The sequence below is a fragment of the Bacteroidota bacterium genome (genome assembly GCA_016713765.1).
Lineage (GTDB): Bacteria > Bacteroidota > Bacteroidia > AKYH767-A > 2013-40CM-41-45 > Pollutiaquabacter > Pollutiaquabacter aromativorans.
In genome coordinates this window covers 456,805-473,567 of the sequence record JADJON010000003.1, presented here as the reverse complement: position 1 = coordinate 473,567, position 16,763 = coordinate 456,805, and the positions used below count along the sequence as shown (strand labels likewise).

The 16,763-nt window shown below is 53.3% G+C and carries 11 protein-coding genes; 3 read left to right on the top strand and 8 right to left on the bottom strand.

Translation table 11 applies throughout. From position 1 onward, the window contains the following. The first annotated feature begins 176 nt into the window (after positions 1 to 176). Positions 177 to 968: an SOS response-associated peptidase gene (locus IPJ96_12825; protein MBK7911212.1), complete on the top strand. Its 792-nt coding sequence runs from the start codon at positions 177 to 179 to the stop codon at positions 966 to 968. Here the strand turns inward: IPJ96_12825 and IPJ96_12820 are convergent. From IPJ96_12820 to IPJ96_12790, 7 genes are all read right to left on the bottom strand, one after another. Next, positions 962 to 1,471 (bottom strand): transposase, encoded by a 510-nt coding sequence (locus IPJ96_12820; protein MBK7911211.1) that lies wholly within the window; start codon positions 1,469 to 1,471, stop codon positions 962 to 964. The genes IPJ96_12825 and IPJ96_12820 overlap by 7 nt on opposite strands. Positions 1,472 to 1,541: 70 nt before the next feature. Then, positions 1,542 to 3,617 (bottom strand): tungsten formylmethanofuran dehydrogenase, encoded by a 2,076-nt coding sequence (locus IPJ96_12815; GenBank protein MBK7911210.1) that lies wholly within the window; start codon positions 3,615 to 3,617, stop codon positions 1,542 to 1,544. A 162-nt stretch (positions 3,618 to 3,779) separates the two neighbouring features. Continuing rightward, on the bottom strand, positions 3,780 to 4,382 hold the full coding sequence (locus tag IPJ96_12810) for an SDR family NAD(P)-dependent oxidoreductase (protein MBK7911209.1): 603 nt from the start codon (positions 4,380 to 4,382) through the stop codon (positions 3,780 to 3,782). A gap of 101 nt (positions 4,383 to 4,483) precedes the next feature. Then, positions 4,484 to 5,389 (bottom strand): class I SAM-dependent methyltransferase, encoded by a 906-nt coding sequence (locus IPJ96_12805; GenBank protein MBK7911208.1) that lies wholly within the window; start codon positions 5,387 to 5,389, stop codon positions 4,484 to 4,486. Between the two features lie 421 nt (positions 5,390 to 5,810). Next, positions 5,811 to 6,881 (bottom strand): peptide chain release factor 1, encoded by a 1,071-nt coding sequence (prfA, locus tag IPJ96_12800; protein MBK7911207.1) that lies wholly within the window; start codon positions 6,879 to 6,881, stop codon positions 5,811 to 5,813. Between the two features lie 68 nt (positions 6,882 to 6,949). Beyond that, entirely contained in the window at positions 6,950 to 8,128 is a 1,179-nt protein-coding gene (locus tag IPJ96_12795; protein ID MBK7911206.1) for a phosphoribosylformylglycinamidine cyclo-ligase, read from the bottom strand. 114 nt (positions 8,129 to 8,242) lie between these two features. Then, complete coding sequence (locus tag IPJ96_12790; protein ID MBK7911205.1) at positions 8,243 to 10,696, bottom strand: OmpA family protein; 2,454 nt, start codon at positions 10,694 to 10,696, stop codon at positions 8,243 to 8,245. A 297-nt stretch (positions 10,697 to 10,993) separates the two neighbouring features. Here IPJ96_12790 and IPJ96_12785 point away from each other — a divergent pair, with 297 nt between their 5' ends. Further along, complete coding sequence (locus IPJ96_12785; GenBank protein ID MBK7911204.1) at positions 10,994 to 13,096, top strand: M3 family metallopeptidase; 2,103 nt, start codon at positions 10,994 to 10,996, stop codon at positions 13,094 to 13,096. A 75-nt stretch (positions 13,097 to 13,171) separates the two neighbouring features. Here IPJ96_12785 and IPJ96_12780 read toward each other — a convergent pair whose 3' ends face one another. Next, positions 13,172 to 15,361: a glutamine synthetase III gene (locus IPJ96_12780; protein ID MBK7911203.1), complete on the bottom strand. Its 2,190-nt coding sequence runs from the start codon at positions 15,359 to 15,361 to the stop codon at positions 13,172 to 13,174. 378 nt (positions 15,362 to 15,739) lie between these two features. Here IPJ96_12780 and IPJ96_12775 point away from each other — a divergent pair, with 378 nt between their 5' ends. Continuing rightward, entirely contained in the window at positions 15,740 to 16,741 is a 1,002-nt protein-coding gene (locus tag IPJ96_12775; protein MBK7911202.1) for a hypothetical protein, read from the top strand. The last annotated feature ends 22 nt before the right edge of the window (positions 16,742 to 16,763 follow it).

Below are 16,763 nucleotides of genomic sequence, written 5' to 3'. Positions count from 1 at the left end.
TCCAGTTTCCAGTTACTAATTACCAGTTACTAATTCCTGCTAACTTCATTTCCTTCCACATTCCGACTCCGAACCCTTCTGAACCACCTAACCTCAAACAAGAGCAGGAACCACCAAACCCCAAACCCTACTGCCTGCCGAAGCTTTAGCGCAGGCAGGAAACCCGGAACCCCATCATGTGCGGTCGCTATGTCGTTGTTGCATCTGTCGAGGAAATCGAAAAGCGATTTCAGGTTACTGCTGCGCAATTGCCTTTTGATTTTCAGCCGAACTTTAACCTGGGACCCGGCAGCCTCGCGCCGGTAATCACCAACGACAAACCCAACGAGCTCCAGTTCTTCACCTTCGGGATGACACCTTTCTGGGCGAAGAAGCGCATGTACCTGTTCAATGCACGCGCGGAAGGTGACGGCAACATGGACAATGATCCGGACTACAAAGGCGGCAAGGGTATCATCAGCAAGCCGTCTTTCCGGAAGCCGATCCGTTCTCAGCGTTGCCTGGTGATCGCCGATGCTTTCATCGAGGGCAGCTATGCAGAGGGACTGGACAAGCCGCATTTGGTATATCTGTACCGTCGTCCATTCGCTTTCGCCGGTATCTGGGATGTTTGGAAGAATCCGGAAACGGAACAGGAGGTGCACTCTTTCGCCATCATCACGACAACGGCCAATCCTTTGCTACAAAAGATCCCTCACCATCGCAGTCCGGTCATTCTGCACGAGCGGGACGAACGCCGCTGGTTGCGGGCCGAGCACTTGCAGGAGATCACAACTTTGTTGGAGCCCTATCCGGCCGAAGAGATGAATGCCTATCCGATCTCGCCCAAGGTCAAGAGCCCGAAAGCTACCGGCCGTGAATTGATCGAACCGGTCGGAGAACGCTTACAGCCCGAGCTGGAATTGCGCATGAAGACGGAATTAAGACTTCAGGGAATGGGCGCCGGCAAGCGGGACCACCGTCATTGAACGGCGTCCGGAAAGCACTCCGCCATACGCTCGTGGCCTTCTTCCAGGATATAATCAAAGGGTTTCTCGCCGACTTCGGCTTGCGTGCGGTTCAGAATATAATCCAGTTCTTCCTGAAAACTCCGGCGTTGATGGTATTCCTCCTGACCAAGTATGAATTCCCGCACAGCCGGTAACTGCGAATGACTGTACGATAAGAGTACGATCTCGCGTTGCCAACGTACGGCCGGTTGCTCCGGCTTCCTTCGTCGCAGGAAGCGACTGATATCGGCACGAGCCGATTGAATGAAAGAACTCAGTACGACATCGTGGGGGACCTGGATCAATCCATGTAAGTGGTCCGGACGGAAACTGAACGCAAGCACGTCAACTCCCTGCTTGTTGGAGAAACGGATGAAGTGCTGTCGCACGGTTTCCAACTCTTCCATTGGAAGCAGCGCATTGACATCCCGTACCGCGACAATGAACTGGATGTACATCCGGCAATAGATGGTGGATTCCATGGCGTGAAGTTGCATTCACGACCGGTAGTCGGACAACCAATAAAAGCGGGATAGTGCGTTATCGGAGTAATCAGTAACGCAGGAGCCGATCGATCGCTTCGGCGACTTTCTGCGTGTTCGGGACCATCTCCGCTTCCAGGGTGGAATTCAGTGGAATCGCGGGAAGGTCTTTCGAGCCGATCACCTGTACCGGGGCATCGAGGGATTCAAAACAATTTTCAGAAATACGACCGGCAATGGATTGGGCAAAGGAGTTGTTGACCGGTTCTTCCGTAACGACCAGTACACGGCCGTGCTTGCGCGCGGCGGCATATATCGCGGCTTCGTCAAGCGGCGCCAGGGTGCGAAGGTCCAGAATTTCGACACGATCAGCCAACTCGCGCGAGGCGTTTCGTGCCCAGTAGACGCCCATGCCATAGGTGATAATCGCGAGGGAGGAATTTTTTCCCGGCTCCGCGCGCTGTACGATGCGGGCTTTCCCGAATGGAACGATGTACTGTTCGTCCGGCTCGATGGTCCGAGCTTCTTCGGTGCCTTTGATCTTGGACCAATACAATCCTTTGTGTTCAAGAATCACGACGGGGTTCGGATCGTAATAGGCCGCTTTCATCAGGCCCTTCAGGTCCGCTCCGGTGGAGGGATAGGCGATCTTGATGCCCCGGATATTGGTCAATACGCTTTCCACCGAGGAGGAATGGTACGGTCCGCCGCTGCCATATGCGCCGATTGGAACGCGGATGATGCAACTGACCGGCCACTTTCCGTTCGACAGATAATAGGATCGGCTTACTTCGGTGAACAATTGATTCAGTCCGGGCCAGATGTAATCGGCAAACTGTACTTCCACGATCGGCTTCAGTCCGGCCGCGCTCATCCCGACGGTGCTGCCGATGATGAATGCTTCCTGGATCGGAGTGTTGAAGACGCGTTCGTCCCCGAACTTTTGCGCAAGGGTAGCGGCTTCACGAAAGACTCCACCCAGGCGACCGCCGACATCCTGCCCGTACAACAGGCACTCCGGATGTTTGCTCATGAGTTCCTGTACCGCAAAGAGGGCACAATCCACCATGACCGTGCGTTCCTTTCCCGACGGTTCGCGCTCTCCTTTTTCTTCGGTTACAGGAGTAGGGGCATAGTCATACGTATAGAGATCCTCGGGACGGGGATCCTCCGCCTTCATCGCTTTCTCGAAGTCCGCGCGTACGAGTACGTTCGACCGATCCCGGATCGTATCAAGTTCTTTTACTGTGAATCCTTCACTCAGCAGGAAGGAGTGGAAACGCGGGAGCGGATCTCGCTTCGCGTGTTCGTCCAGATCATGACGATACCATTCTCGCCGCACGCCGGAGGTATGATGACCAAGCAAAGGCACTTTCGCGTGGATCATGAACGGACGGCGTTCCTTGCGAATCAGGGCCAACACTTCCTGCACGGTTTCAAACGACTGCCGGAAGTCGGTCCCGTCGATGGAACGCACTTCCATGCCGGGAAATCCTTTCGCGTATTCGTTGGCGTCCATCGCACGGATCTCCTTCGCGTTGGCAGAAATATCCCACTCGTTGTCCTGGATGAAATAAAGGATCGGAAGCTGCTTCAGTACCGCCATCTGGAAGGCTTCGGCAACTTCACCTTCCGTCACCGATCCGTCACCGAGCGAACAAACGACAACGGGATTCTCCTCTTTGCTGACCGGATCCATGCCGGTCATCTCGCGGTAATGAACCCCAAGCGCGATGCCGGTGGTCGGAATCGCCTGCATGCCGGTAGCCGAGGATTGGTGCGGGATCTTCGGCATGTCGTCGCGGCGCAGGCTGGGATGACAATAATACGTACGTCCACCGGAAAACGGATCGTCGCGCTTGGCCAGCAACTGCAACATCAGTTCGTAGGGTTGTAGGCCGATGCCCAACAGAATGGAATCATCGCGGTAATAGGCGGAAAGAAAATCCTGTGGACGAAGTTGAAGGCCCAGAGCTAACTGCACCGCTTCGTGTCCACGCGAGGTCGCGTGTACATATTTCTGGGTAATCTGGGATTTCTCTTCGTAAAGATCCGACATGGCCCGGGCGGTAGTCATCAATTCCCAGGCCTTGCTCAGAAGGGCTTTGTCCAATGCGGCGCCCTTCCGGCGCGTTTCCGTAAGCATACTGCAAACCTACGGGATTCGAGGCGTTTAATCAAACGGCAGTACTGGCATAAGTAGTTTGTTTGTAGTCGATTATCGCTTCATTCTGTCCCGACAAAGGTTTCGACCTTCACGCATTTGCCAACGTCTGGGGTCGAGACAGAGGAAGTTTGAAAATGCGAATCACCAGGGAATGATCGCCTTGTCTCGCCAGAACATTCCTGTAGTGAGCCCGGGTGTTACGGCCAGCCAAACAGGTGTCTCAGCTCCCTTGTGAATGGAGCGTGGCGCTGATGCTCCGCCCATATCGGTGCGCACCCAGCCTGGACATACGGCATGCACGGCGATCGCTTCTTCCCGTAATTCTTCCGCAAGCTGACGTGTAAGGCCGTTAATGGCATACTTGGAAAACCGGTAAGGGCCATAGTCGGCGTGAAGACTGTCCGACGCGCCCATGCCGCTCGAGAGATTGATAATGCAGGTGTCGGATCCCTTATGTAAATAGGGTAGAAAGGCGCGAATCACCCGCAGCGGGCCTTGTACATTGGTTTCAATGAGCTCGTCCAGTTCCGGCCACTCCGTAGTTGTCAAACCATCGGACTCGCCCAGCAGACCCGCGTTGTTGATCAGGCCGTCCAGCCGGTCGAAATGTCGCCGGAATTGTCGTACCGCATCCTGGATCGATTCAGCGCTGCGAACGTCGAGGTCAATCACCACCGATTTTTCACCCGATGGATCCAATTCTTCCTGCGCTTTCAACAAGGCCTTGTGATCCCAGCCCGTCATGAACGGCCGATGCGATATTAATGACTGACTAAATATTTCTTCAGTTCCCACAAAATAAGACGCTCCTGGTCAAAGACAGAATGACCATAAAATCAGCTCTCTTATCTTGGTTTTTCAAGAACTACAATTAATTGCATTCCCGTATTGGTAATTTTCATGATTTTATTCATAAGCCTGTTAAAAATTGCGGGTAAATAGGTCGGGCCGACAAAATAGTGATGGTGAATGATTTTGTATTTACTTATTTCACCGTTTAATTGGAACGACTTCAGATTAAATTCAAAAAGATGAAATGGAGGATGCATAGGACTAATATTGGCTACATAGGGTTGAAGCGTGAGAAAATAATACAAGTTAAAAAGTTTGCCCACCATCCATTCCGCATTGGGAACTTCGATTTCTATTTTACCACCAGGCTTTAACCATTGGAGAGCTAATTTGATAGAGTCGGATGGATCAGCTAGATGCTCAAGCACGGCCCCCATGTTGATATAATCAAAATGATCTTCGGGAAATTTGGCATTTTCAATAGGGCTGAGCACGATTCTTTCACCAGGAATGCCTGTTTTGGATATTGCGTAATTTCTAAACTCCGCAGAAGGCTCGACGCCAATTACGTCTAAACCGACATCCAACATGGCTTTCATTCCTAATCCAATCCCAATTCCTATGTCTAGTATTTTTCCATTCTTTCCGCCATATAGAATCGCCTTCTCTATTATTGCCTTATTGCCGTTGACGTTCGGTTTGAAATAGTCCTCTTGCCAGTATTCTACCGGGTCCATCCCATAATGATCCTCAATGTTTAATGGAATTGGTTGTGGATTAGAGAAAATCAATCCGCACTTCTTACATTTTTCGATCGATGTAATTAAGGCTACTTTGTTTCGCGGGCTTAGTCCCTGCGACCGGTTCATCCTCCTACCAAGCAATTTGAAATTTGAAGAATCACTTTTACACATATCGCAATTAGTGACAACTCTAAATTTGTAAGATATGTTCTTCATGGCGACCCAGGTTTATTTGTTTCAAAGTACGCAATTACTAGGCAAAAAAACAATCAAAGGAGTTACTAAAAACGGTCAACCCTAGTTAGGCAATGATACATTGATAACTAGCAACTAGTAACTCGTAACTAGTCCTGAGTTCAAGTCATAAATGCAACACCAAAGATAAAAAGACACCCCCAAGACCATAGGGTCCAGGGGGTATTTTTTGGCTGAGAAGCTGAATCTACGGATTGCATATGTCTCAAAATCACATTCAGCCAAGTTATCTTAGAAAAATTACGTTTATGAGTTGAACACGGCTTTTAAAGTTAGTTTCTAGTTTCTAATTATTAATTACAAATCACTAGTTACCAACTTTTCTTCCATCTTAATCCGGCTCCGTATCATTTTTCAATTACAAATCTCCAATCACCAATCTTCACCCACGCCCTTCCTTCATCCGCTCCGCGTTCTCTGCAACTTGTAGCGCGTCGATCATGTCCTGGATGTCGCCGTCGACGAATGCCTGAAGGTTATAAACCGTCATGCCGATCCGGTGGTCCGTGACCCGGCTTTGCGGATAATTGTACGTGCGGATCTTGGCGGAGCGGTCGCCGGTGCTGACCATGGTCTTCCGTTTTTTCGCACGTTCCTCCAGTCGCTTGTTCAATTCCATCTCGTAGATGCGTGAACGAAGCACGGATAGCGCCTTCTCGTAATTCTTGATCTGTGATTTTTCGTCCTGACACTGCGCGACGATACCGGTCGGAAGGTGTGTCAGCCGGACGGCGGAGTAGGTGGTGTTGACCGATTGCCCGCCTGGGCCGGAGGAGCAGAACAGGTCCTTGCGGATATCGTTCGCCTTGATGTCCACGTCGAATTCATCGGCTTCCGGCAATACGACCACCGTGGCGGCCGAGGTGTGGATGCGTCCTTGCGTCTCCGTCGCCGGCACGCGTTGGACCCGGTGCACGCCGGATTCGTATTTGAGGATTCCGTATGCGCTATCGCCATGAATGTTCAGGATCACTTCCTTGAACCCACCCGCCGTACCTTCGGTGAAGTCAACCGTTTCGACGCGCAAGCCACGACGTTCACAGTAACGCGTGTACATGCGGTAGAGGTCGCCTGCAAAAAGACTGGCTTCGTCACCGCCGGTGCCCGCGCGTATCTCCAGGATGGCGTCTTTGGTATCTTCGGGATCGGCGGGTAATAAGAGTTGTCGGATCTCTTCCTCGAGAACGGTGGATCGTGCGCTGAGGTCATCAAGTTCCAGGCGAGCCATTTCCCGGAATTCTTCGTCTTTCTCGTTCTGGACAACCTGTCGTGCATGTTCGAGATTACTGACGACTGTCCGGTATTCGTCCGCTTTATCCACTAACGCTTTCAGGTCTTTGTACTCCCGGTTCAACTGGGCAAAGCGTTTACGGTCGGATACGGCATCCGGCGAACTGATGGCAAGCTCTACGTCGAAGAAGCGTTGCTTGATAGCGTCGAGTTGTTCTAACAACATGAAGGGTCAACGGGAGGTAAGGAAGTATGGAGAAACCTAAGGAAGCGAAATCGACGGTCCGGTCGCTAATACACCAAGACGCCTTCCGGTGTGGTCAGGCTGAGGCGATTTTCTGTCGCCGCTTCGCATCGCCCGATCACTTTCGCTTCCAGTTGGAAGGCTGTGGCAATGGCCAGGATGCGTTCTGCATGTCGGGCTTCGCAATAAAGCTCCATGCGATGGCCCATGTTGAAGACCTTGTACAGTTCCTTCCAATCGGCTCCGCTGGATTCACGGATCATGTTAAAGAGCGGAGGAATGGCGAAAAGCTGGTCTTTGATCACATGCAGACCGTCGACAAAATGCAACACCTTTGTCTGTGCACCGCCGCTGCAATGCACGATGCCGTGAATGTCTTGTCGCATTTCGGCCAGCACCTGGCGGATGACCGGCGCATAGGTACGTGTGGGTGACAAAACCAGTTTGGCAGCATGCATCGTCTTGCCGTTGCCGATATCAACCGGGTCGGTGAGCTTGCGGCTGCCGCAATAGGTTACGTTGGGGTCCAACTCCGGGTCATAAGTTTCCGGGAACTGTTCCGCGACGGCTTTGGAGAAGACGTCGTGTCGGGCGCTGGTAAGGCCGTTGCTGCCCATACCGCCATTGTATTCGGTCTCGTAGGATGTTTGTCCATAGGAAGCCAGCCCGATGATCACATCACCCGCACGGATCCGGTCGTTGGAGATCACCTGGTCGCGGCGCATCCGACTTACAACCGTTGAATCAACGATCACCGTACGGACCAGGTCGCCCACGTCGGCGGTCTCGCCTCCGGTGAGCCGGATATCGATGCCAAACGAACGCAGTTGTTCGCAGATGGCTTCGGTACCTTCAATCAAGGCTTGAATGACTTCCCCGGGAATCAGTCGCTTGTTGCGTCCGATGGTAGAGGAGAGCAGGATATTGTCCGTCGCGCCTACGCAAAGGAGATCATCGGTATTCATGACGATCGCATCCTGGGCGATACCTTTCCATACACTCAGGTCGCCGGTGGCCTTCCAATAGGCATAGGCAAGGGAGGATTTGGTGCCGGCGCCATCGGCATGCATGATCAGGCAGTGGTCCTCGCTTCCCGAAAGGGTGTCGGGAACGATCTTACAAAACGCTTTCGGGAACAGGCCCTTGTCGAGCTTGCGGATGGCGTTATGCACATCTTCCTTGGAAGCGCTGGCGCCACGGGAAAGGTATAAATCGCCGCCTGTCATGAGTATGCAAAGATACGGAAAGGCGATGGAAGAAGGTGGATGGGTTTATGGCTCCCATGCTGTCCATGTGCCGAAAAGAGAAAGGCCACCGTTCGGGTGGCCTTTCTCTTTCAATTATTTCGCAATCCGAATCCGCTTCCCTGGTCGGAAGCTGTCGTCGTCGATGCCCTTGTTCAGCTTCTTGAGATCGGAATCTTTCAGACTCAGTCGTTTTGCAAGCGCTTTCCAACTGTCGTCGCCTTTCTCAAGCGTGGTGAACTTCTTATCGTATTCGGAATAATCGCCGGCCGGATCCACTTTGAGTTCCATGCCTTCATAGATCACTTCCGACTTCAGGCCGTTCAGGGCTTTGAGGTCTTTCACGGTCATGCTGTACTGCTTGGCTACGGCGGTGTACGTGTCGCCTTTCTTGCAGGTGTAGATCTCGCCGGGTCCTTTTTTCTCCTCCACTTTAGGCGCTTCGGTTTTCTGGACCTCCTTCACTTCGACCTTGGTGGGTGCGCTGGCGTCTTCTTTCGCCTTCAGGTCGTTGTTCTCGATGATCAGACCACTGGCCGGTTCGTTCAGGTTGATGTTCTCGGAGCCGGTTTGTCCTTTGACGAAGTTGGTGCGCAGTACCTTGAATTCGGTACGACGATTCAGCTGATGCGCCTCTTCTTTCAGTTTGACGGATTTCAAGCCGCTGATGAACGGGTCGTTCAGCACATCGCCCTTCTTGAAACTGCCCATGTCACGATCGAGTGAACGCGGCTGGGAAGCGCCGTAACCACGGGCGACCAGGCGTTCGGCTTCGATGCCGGATTTGATCAGGTATTTCACAACCGACTCTGCGCGACGCTGGGAGAGCGTGTCGTTGGTCATCGGGATCGGGCGGGAGTCGGTGTGTGATCCGAGTTCGATCACGATCGTCGGGTTTTCTTTCAGCACCGACACCAGTCCGTCGAGCGCTTTCTTGGACTCCGGACGAAGATCCCACTTGGCGAGATCGTAGTAGACTTCCGGCAATTCGATCGCGCGCAAGGTGGAGCGGAGAGCGAAGTCGAAATCACCGATGAAGTCCTTGGACTGCTCCAGCCCGACCGTGGAAACCTCCAGATATTTGTTGAGGTAATTGGACATGATGGCGCTCAGCTTGTAGCTGGTCTCCGGCTTCAGGTCGAATTTGTAGGTGCCGGTCGCATCGGTCTTGAACGGGATCGAGCTGCCGTCGCTGCCGAACAATTCGATGGATGCGCCTGCGATTGGTTCACGGGTGTCGGCATCGAATACTTTACCGGAAACCGTGAAGACGAGCGGAGGGAGCGTCCAGGCGTAGATGTCATCACCGCCCTTGCCGCCTTCGCGGTTCGAGCTCAGGAAGCCACGGTCGCCCGCCACTTCATTCAATACATAAGCGAAGTCGTCGGCCGCGGAGTTGGTTGGATACTTGAGGTTTTGTGGTTCGCTCCAGTTGCTGCCACTCATCTTCGAGGAGAAGATGTCGAGACCGCCCATGCCCAAATGGCCTTTCGAAGAGAAGTACAAGGTGCCGTCGCTGGTGATGAACGGGAACATCTCGTCATCTTCGGTATTGATGCGGCCGCCCAGATTTTCAGGAGTGCCCCAGGATTTCTTGTCCTTATTCCAGCGGGTCAGCCAGATGTCCTTGCCGCCCTGTCCACCGCTCATATCGGAAACGAAATAGAGTGTTTGTTCGTCGGCAGAGAGGCAGGGTTGCCCGACCGTGAAACTGTCGGCTGCAAGCGGAATCAGTTTAGGGTCTTCCCAGGTCTGGCCCTTACGCTTGGTAAACCATACCTGGCAAATGCCGTATTTACCTTTCTCCACTTCGCAACGCGTGAAATAAAGCAGATTGCCGTTGGGGTCCATACAGGCGGAGCCTTCGTTGTCGTTGGAGTTGACCGGTTCCAGCAGCGGCTTGGGCGAGGACCATTTTCCCTTCTTATCGACCGTAGCTTCAAAAAGATCCTGAAACTTTTCGCCGGTTCCGCCATCGTTGTTCTTACCCATCGCTTCCTGACGGGAAGAAGTGAAGAGAATGGAGCGCTTGTCTTTCTTTGAATACGTAACACCAAAATCATTGTACTTGGTGTTGATCATCGCGGTATTCTCCAGTTTCAGACGGGTCGGTTTGTCTTTCCATTTCTGCGCCTGTTGGCTGGAACGAACGCCGAAGTCGCCTCTCGGGTCGGCCGGATTGGCTGCGACATACTTCTGGTACTGAACGATCGCTTCGTCGTACTTGCTGTTGAGTTTCAAGGCGTCGGCATAACGCAGGAAAACCTCCGGATTCTTGTAATTGGCTTTGATCGCCTTGGCGTACCAAACCTCCTGATTCTTGCTGTCGTTGACCATCCGGTAGGCTTCGCCAACCTTGAAAATGATCTCGGCCTTCTTTGCCTTGTTCTTCTCCTTTGTGAAAGCCTTCTTGTACAACAAGGCAGCGTCGTAATAGTCGCCTTTGGTCCAGGCCTGGTCAGCTTGCCAGGTGGGTCCGCGCTGGGCGCTGACAAAGAGGCTGCAGATTGCAAATAAGCATGTGAAAATCAGCTTCTTGCTTGATTTCATAGGATGGTAATTTGGTGCCTGAAATTGGTTGGGAATTTTCCCGTGTAAGCAAAGAAAGGAAGAATTTTCGAGGGGGCAAATATGGAAGTTCCGCTCGTTTTTGAGGACGTTCTACGACGTTTCCCACGTTTTGTTTAACATCCTTTAACTGGGGTGGGAAACACGATTGTTTACCTTTGGTCAAGGTCAATGTGTCCTCACACCTCACACGAAATGCTACTTCCATCCATGCAAAACAAAACACGAATGTTCCGCCGGCTTCTGCTGGGCGGCAGCCTCTGCCTTATGGCAATTCCGATGAACTTCCAAAACGCCACTGCGGCAGGTGAGCTGCTGCAAACGGAGCAAAGTTCCGCTACCACAAACCCGCTCATGGAGAAATGGACGGGAAATTACGGCGGGGTTCCGCCCCTGGATAAGATCCAGGTTGCCCATTTTAAGCCGGCCTTGGAAGCCGCGATGAAGGAAAACCTTGCCGAGATCGACAAGATCACGGCGAATGCCGCAGCGCCATCGTTTGACAATACCATCGTTGAAATGGAACGTTCCGGAAAATTGCTGGACCGTGTGCAGACGATCTACGGTATCTGGAGTTCGACCATGTCGACCAAGGATTTCCAGGGTGTAGAGGAGGAGATGGAGCCGAAGCTCGCGGCGTTCTACGACCAGATCGTGCAGAACGAAAAGCTTTTCCAGCGGATCGAAAAGGTTTATACCGACGAAGCGGCGATGAAGGCTTTGACGCCCGAACAGAAGCGTCTGACCTGGAACTACTACACCAACTTCACCCGCGCCGGTGCCAAGCTGGACGCTAAATCGAAAGCGCGTCTGTCGGAAATCAACCAGGAACTTGCTTCGCTCTTCACCAAGTTCAGTCAGAATCAGCTCCACGACGAGATGGAGATTCGTCTGGTACTGACCAGCAAGGAGGATCTGGCCGGCTTGCCCCAATCACTCGTCGACGCAGCCGCGGCTGCAGCGAAGGAGCCGGGTACCTGGGTGATCCGCAACACGCGTTCTTCTGTCGAACCGTTTCTGACCTATTCCTCCCGACGTGACCTGCGCGAAAAGGCCTGGCGTATGTTCGTCAACCGTGGCGACAACGGTGGCGAGTTCGATAACAATTCGATCATCACCAACATTCTGAAGCTGCGCGCCGAGCGAGCCAAACTGCTCGGATATTCGACGCATGCCCACTGGCGCCTCGAAAATTCCATGGCTAAAACTCCGGAGCGCGCGGTCGAACTGATGGAGAAGGTCTGGACGCCGGCCGTTGCCCGGGTAAAGGAAGAAGTAGCTGATATGCAGGCGCAGGCGGAGAAAGAGGGCGATAAGATCACGATCGAACCCTGGGACTATCGCTACTATGCTGAAAAGGTCCGTAAGGCAAAGTACGACCTGGATCAGGATGAGGTGAAGCAATATTGCCAACTGGAAAAACTCCGCGAAGGAATGTTCTGGGTTGCCGGTGAACTCTTCGATTTTGAATTCACCCCGGTTACCGATGTTCCGGTCAATCATCCGGATGTCCGCGTATGGCAGGTAAAAGAAAAGACCTCCGGCAAAGCCATTGGCCTTTGGTACTTTGATCCCTATGCCCGTGAAGGAAAACGATCGGGTGCCTGGATGAACTCCTACCGCAACCAGCAACGCGTCGATGGGGAGATTTTGACCATCGTATCGAATAACTCCAACTTCGTCAAGGGCAAACCCGGTGAGCCGGTATTGATCTCCTGGGATGATGCCAACACCCTGTTCCATGAGTTCGGCCACGCGCTGCATGGTCTCTGCTCGAACGTAACCTATCCCTCCTTGTCAGGAACGAATGTTGTACGCGATTACGTAGAATTCCCTTCCCAGTTGCTGGAGCACTGGTTCTCGACTCCCGAGGTTCTCAAGCGTTTTGCCCTGCATCACAAGACCAACGAGCCCATTCCGGGTGAACTTGTCGCACGCATTGAAAAGGCTGCCACCTTCAACCAGGGCTTTATCACGACCGAATTCCTCGCAAGCGCGTTGGTCGACATGAAACTGCACCTCGAGGGCGGAGCGGAGATCGATCCGGACAAATTCGAGCGTGTAACGCTTGAAAAGCTCGGGATGCCCAAGGAGATCGTCATGCGTCACCGCACTCCCCAATTCGGTCACGTATTCTCCAGCGACGGCTATTCCGCCGGCTATTACAGCTACCTGTGGGCCGATGTGATCACGGCCGATGCGTACGAGGCGTTCACCGAAGCCGGTGGGCCCTATGACAAATCGGTTGGCGCGAAATTGAAGAAGGAGATTTTCTCTGTAGGAAACACCCTTGATCCCGCAGAGGCATACCGCAACTTCCGCGGTCGTGACGCGAAGATCGATGGACTGATGCGCGACCGCGGATTTCCGCTCACGAACTAATCCAATGATTTCCGCAAGGAAGAAAAAAAGGCCTGTCCGGATTCGGACAGGCCTTTTTTCATTTTGTATTCGTTGTTAACGAATGGTCACCAGTTCCCGGTACTTCGCCATCGGCCACAGCGCGTCGTCGATAAGCATTTCGAGATGGTCGACATCGTCGCGGATCGGATCGAAGTAGGCCTTCACCTTGTCGCAATACGCGATCGCCTTGTCGCGGACGTTCTCCAGCTTATTGGCACGTTTCCGTGCTTCCACCATCGCGTCAACATTCGACTTGATCGAGGCGATATAGCCGGAGATCTCCTTCAGTTGCTCGAGCTGCATGCTGTACGTGTCCGCTTTCATACCGGCCGATTTCAAAGCCGTGATGTTCTCAGCCAGGATCGTCTGGTACTTCACCGCCGCCGGCAGGATGTGGTTGATCGCGAGATCTCCCATAACCCGCGCCTCGATCTGGATCTTCTTGATATAGGTCTCCAGCATGATCTCGTGGCGGGCTTCCGCTTCGCGGTGAGAAAAGATGCCGACTTCCTCGAACAGTTTGAGCGACTTCTTGGAAACGTACGCGTCCAGTGCGGGTGGGGTCGTGGTCACGTTCGAGAGTCCGCGGCGCTTCGCCTCTTTCACCCATTCGTCGCTGTAACCGTTTCCTTCGAAGCGGATATTCTTCGACTCGACGATGTAACGGCGCAACACCTTCAGGATGGCTTCGTCTTTCTTCGTGCCCTTCTCGATCAGCCCGTCGACTTCTTTCTTGAAAGCGGCCAACTGGGAAGCGACGATGGTGTTCAGTACCGTCATCGCGTTGGAACAGTTGGCGGAGGAGCCGACTGCCCGGAATTCGAACTTGTTACCGGTGAAAGCAAAAGGAGAAGTACGGTTACGGTCGGTATTGTCGAGCAGGATTTCCGGGATCTTCCCGATGTTCAGTTTCAACTCGGTCTTTTCGTCCGGTGTCATCTTCTTCTCCGACACGCTCTTTTCCAGATCATCGAGCACTTTGCTCAACTGACCGCCCAGGAAGATCGACATGATCGCCGGCGGAGCGTCGTTGGCGCCGAGACGATGGTCGTTGCTGGCCGAGGCGATGCTGGCGCGCAACAGGTCAGCGTGTTCGAAGACCGCGCGGATCGTGTTGATGAAGAAGGTCAGGAACATCAGGTTGCTCTTCGGCGTGCTGCCGGGCGAGAGCAGGTTCTTGCCCGTGTTCGTGCCAAGACTCCAGTTGTTGTGCTTGCCGGAACCGTTGATGCCGGCGTACGGCTTCTCATGTAACAGGATGTGAAAGCCGTGACGACGGGCGATCTTGTCCATGACGTCCATCAACAGGCAGTTGTGGTCCACCGCCAGGTTGATGTCTTCAAAGATCGGCGCGCATTCGAACTGGCTCGGGGCAACTTCGTTGTGGCGGGTCTTCAGCGGAATGCCCAGTTTATAGGCCTCCGTCTCCAGGTCCAGCATGAAACCGAGCACCCGCTCCGGAATGGATCCGAAGTAGTGGTCCTCGAGCTGCTGGCCTTTTGCCGGGGAATGGCCGAACAGGGTGCGACCGGTAATGGCCAGGTCGGGGCGCGACTGCAGGAGCGCGGCATCGACCAGGAAATATTCCTGTTCAATGCCCAGCGTGGCCATGACTTTCGTGACATCCTTATCGAAGTACTGACAAACATCGACAGCGGCTTTGTCGAGCGCGTGCAAGGCCTTCAGCAAAGGAGCTTTGTAGTCCAGTGTCTCTCCCGTGTAGGAAACGAAAACGGTCGGAATGCACAGCGTCTTACCGCCGGCACGTTCCATGATAAAGGCAGGGGAGCTCGGGTCCCAGGCCGTGTAACCACGTGCCTCGAACGTATTGCGGATGCCACCCGATGGGAAGGACGACGCATCCGGCTCCTGCTGAACCAGGGCGTTGCCGGAGAACAACTCAATGGCCCGACCGTCGTTCAGTTCAAAGAAAGAATCATGCTTTTCGGCCGTCAGGCCGGTGAGCGGCTGGAACCAATGCGTGTAATGCGTGGCGCCTTTTCCGCTCGCCCATTCTTTCATGCCCAGTGCGATCTGTCCCGCCATTTTCCGGTCGATCATGCCGCCATGATTGATGGCATCCATGACAGCCCGGTACGCATCCTTGGAAAGGAATCGCTGCATGGCGTCCTGGCTGAACACGTGTTGCCCGTAATAATCGGACACTTTGCCGGATGGCAGGTTCACAGAAATCGGCTGACGAACAGACATCAGCTCCAGGGCCCGAAAGCGCGCGTGACTCATGATGGGTTACTTTTTTAGGGGTTTAACGTTAAAAATGTATTTTCGGATGCAAACATATCATAAAAGAGGGGGGTGTGTCAATAAAAATGATATTATTTTTAAACAGACCCCCTAAAATTTCAGTCATCGGGTTTAGAATATTGAATTTAAAGTCTCCGCCAGGCTTGATGCATGGCAAGTAACGGTCAAAACAGGGGGATTTGGAGCGAATAATGCTCAAAACATTACTTTTTCCCTATCCAGACTCGATTTTTTTGGAGGGGTGGTCCGAAAAGCCTGCTTTTTTGGAAGGAGTATTTGAAAAATGAGGGGGTCCGGGGTGGAATGTTGGGAAATACACCCTGCCCGAAGCTGGTACCGTATCCTGTACATTTGATCATGAAACTGCGTGTAACCGTTTCCTTGCTGACCCGCCTGGTAATCTTTTTACTCCTGCTCCCACCGTCCACCATGTCTGCACAAAATGCGGTGTACAACGAGTGGAAGCGAAAAGCGGAGCAATTGTATATGACCGGAGATTTTCTGGCTTCCGCACGTGCCTACGATCAGGCATTTGCCGCACTCGATGGGAAAGGACTCCTCGATGATCGCTACAATGCAGCCTGTAGCTGGTCCCTGGCCGGGCGACCGGACTCCGCATTCTATCACCTCTTTCGACTCGCGGAAAAAGCGAACTATACCAACCTGGGGCATCTCACGACGGATCCGGACCTGCAGCCCATCCATCAGGATGAACGATGGCAACAATTGATCAGCCGTGTCGAGGCGAATAAAAAGGCCGCAGAAGCAAAACTCGATCCGGTCCTGGCGCCCATGCTCGATTCCGTCTTTGAGCAAGACCAGGCCGGTCGTCAAATGATCGCGGAGGTGGAACGCAGATACGGCGCAGGCTCCAAACAAATGGACTCGCTATGGAGGAGCATCCAGTTCCACGATTCGGTGAATCAGGAGAAAGTGATCGCGGTGCTGGAGACGCGCGGTTGGCTGGGCTCCGACCTGGTAGGAGCAGAAGGAAGTCAGGCGCTCTTCCTGGTCATTCAGCATGCCGACCTTCCGGTACAGGAAAAGTACCTGCCCATGATGCGCGAAGCCGTAAGGGCCGGGAAAGCCAGCGGATCAAGCCTTGCATTGCTGGAAGACCGGGTTGCACTGCGGAAAGGTGGCCGACAACGCTATGGTAGCCAGATCGGTCTTGATCCGGAGACGGGCGAGAAATACCTGTCTCCGCTAGAAGATCCCGATCAGGTCGATCAGCGCAGAGCCGAGGTGGGACTGGGCCCGCTCTCCGACTACCTGTTGAACTTCGGCCTGGTATGGGACGTGGAAGAGTACAAGAAGCAGTTGCCCGCTTTGGAGAAAAGACTCGGAACGATAAAATGAATGGCAGCCTGTCTGCCTGGAT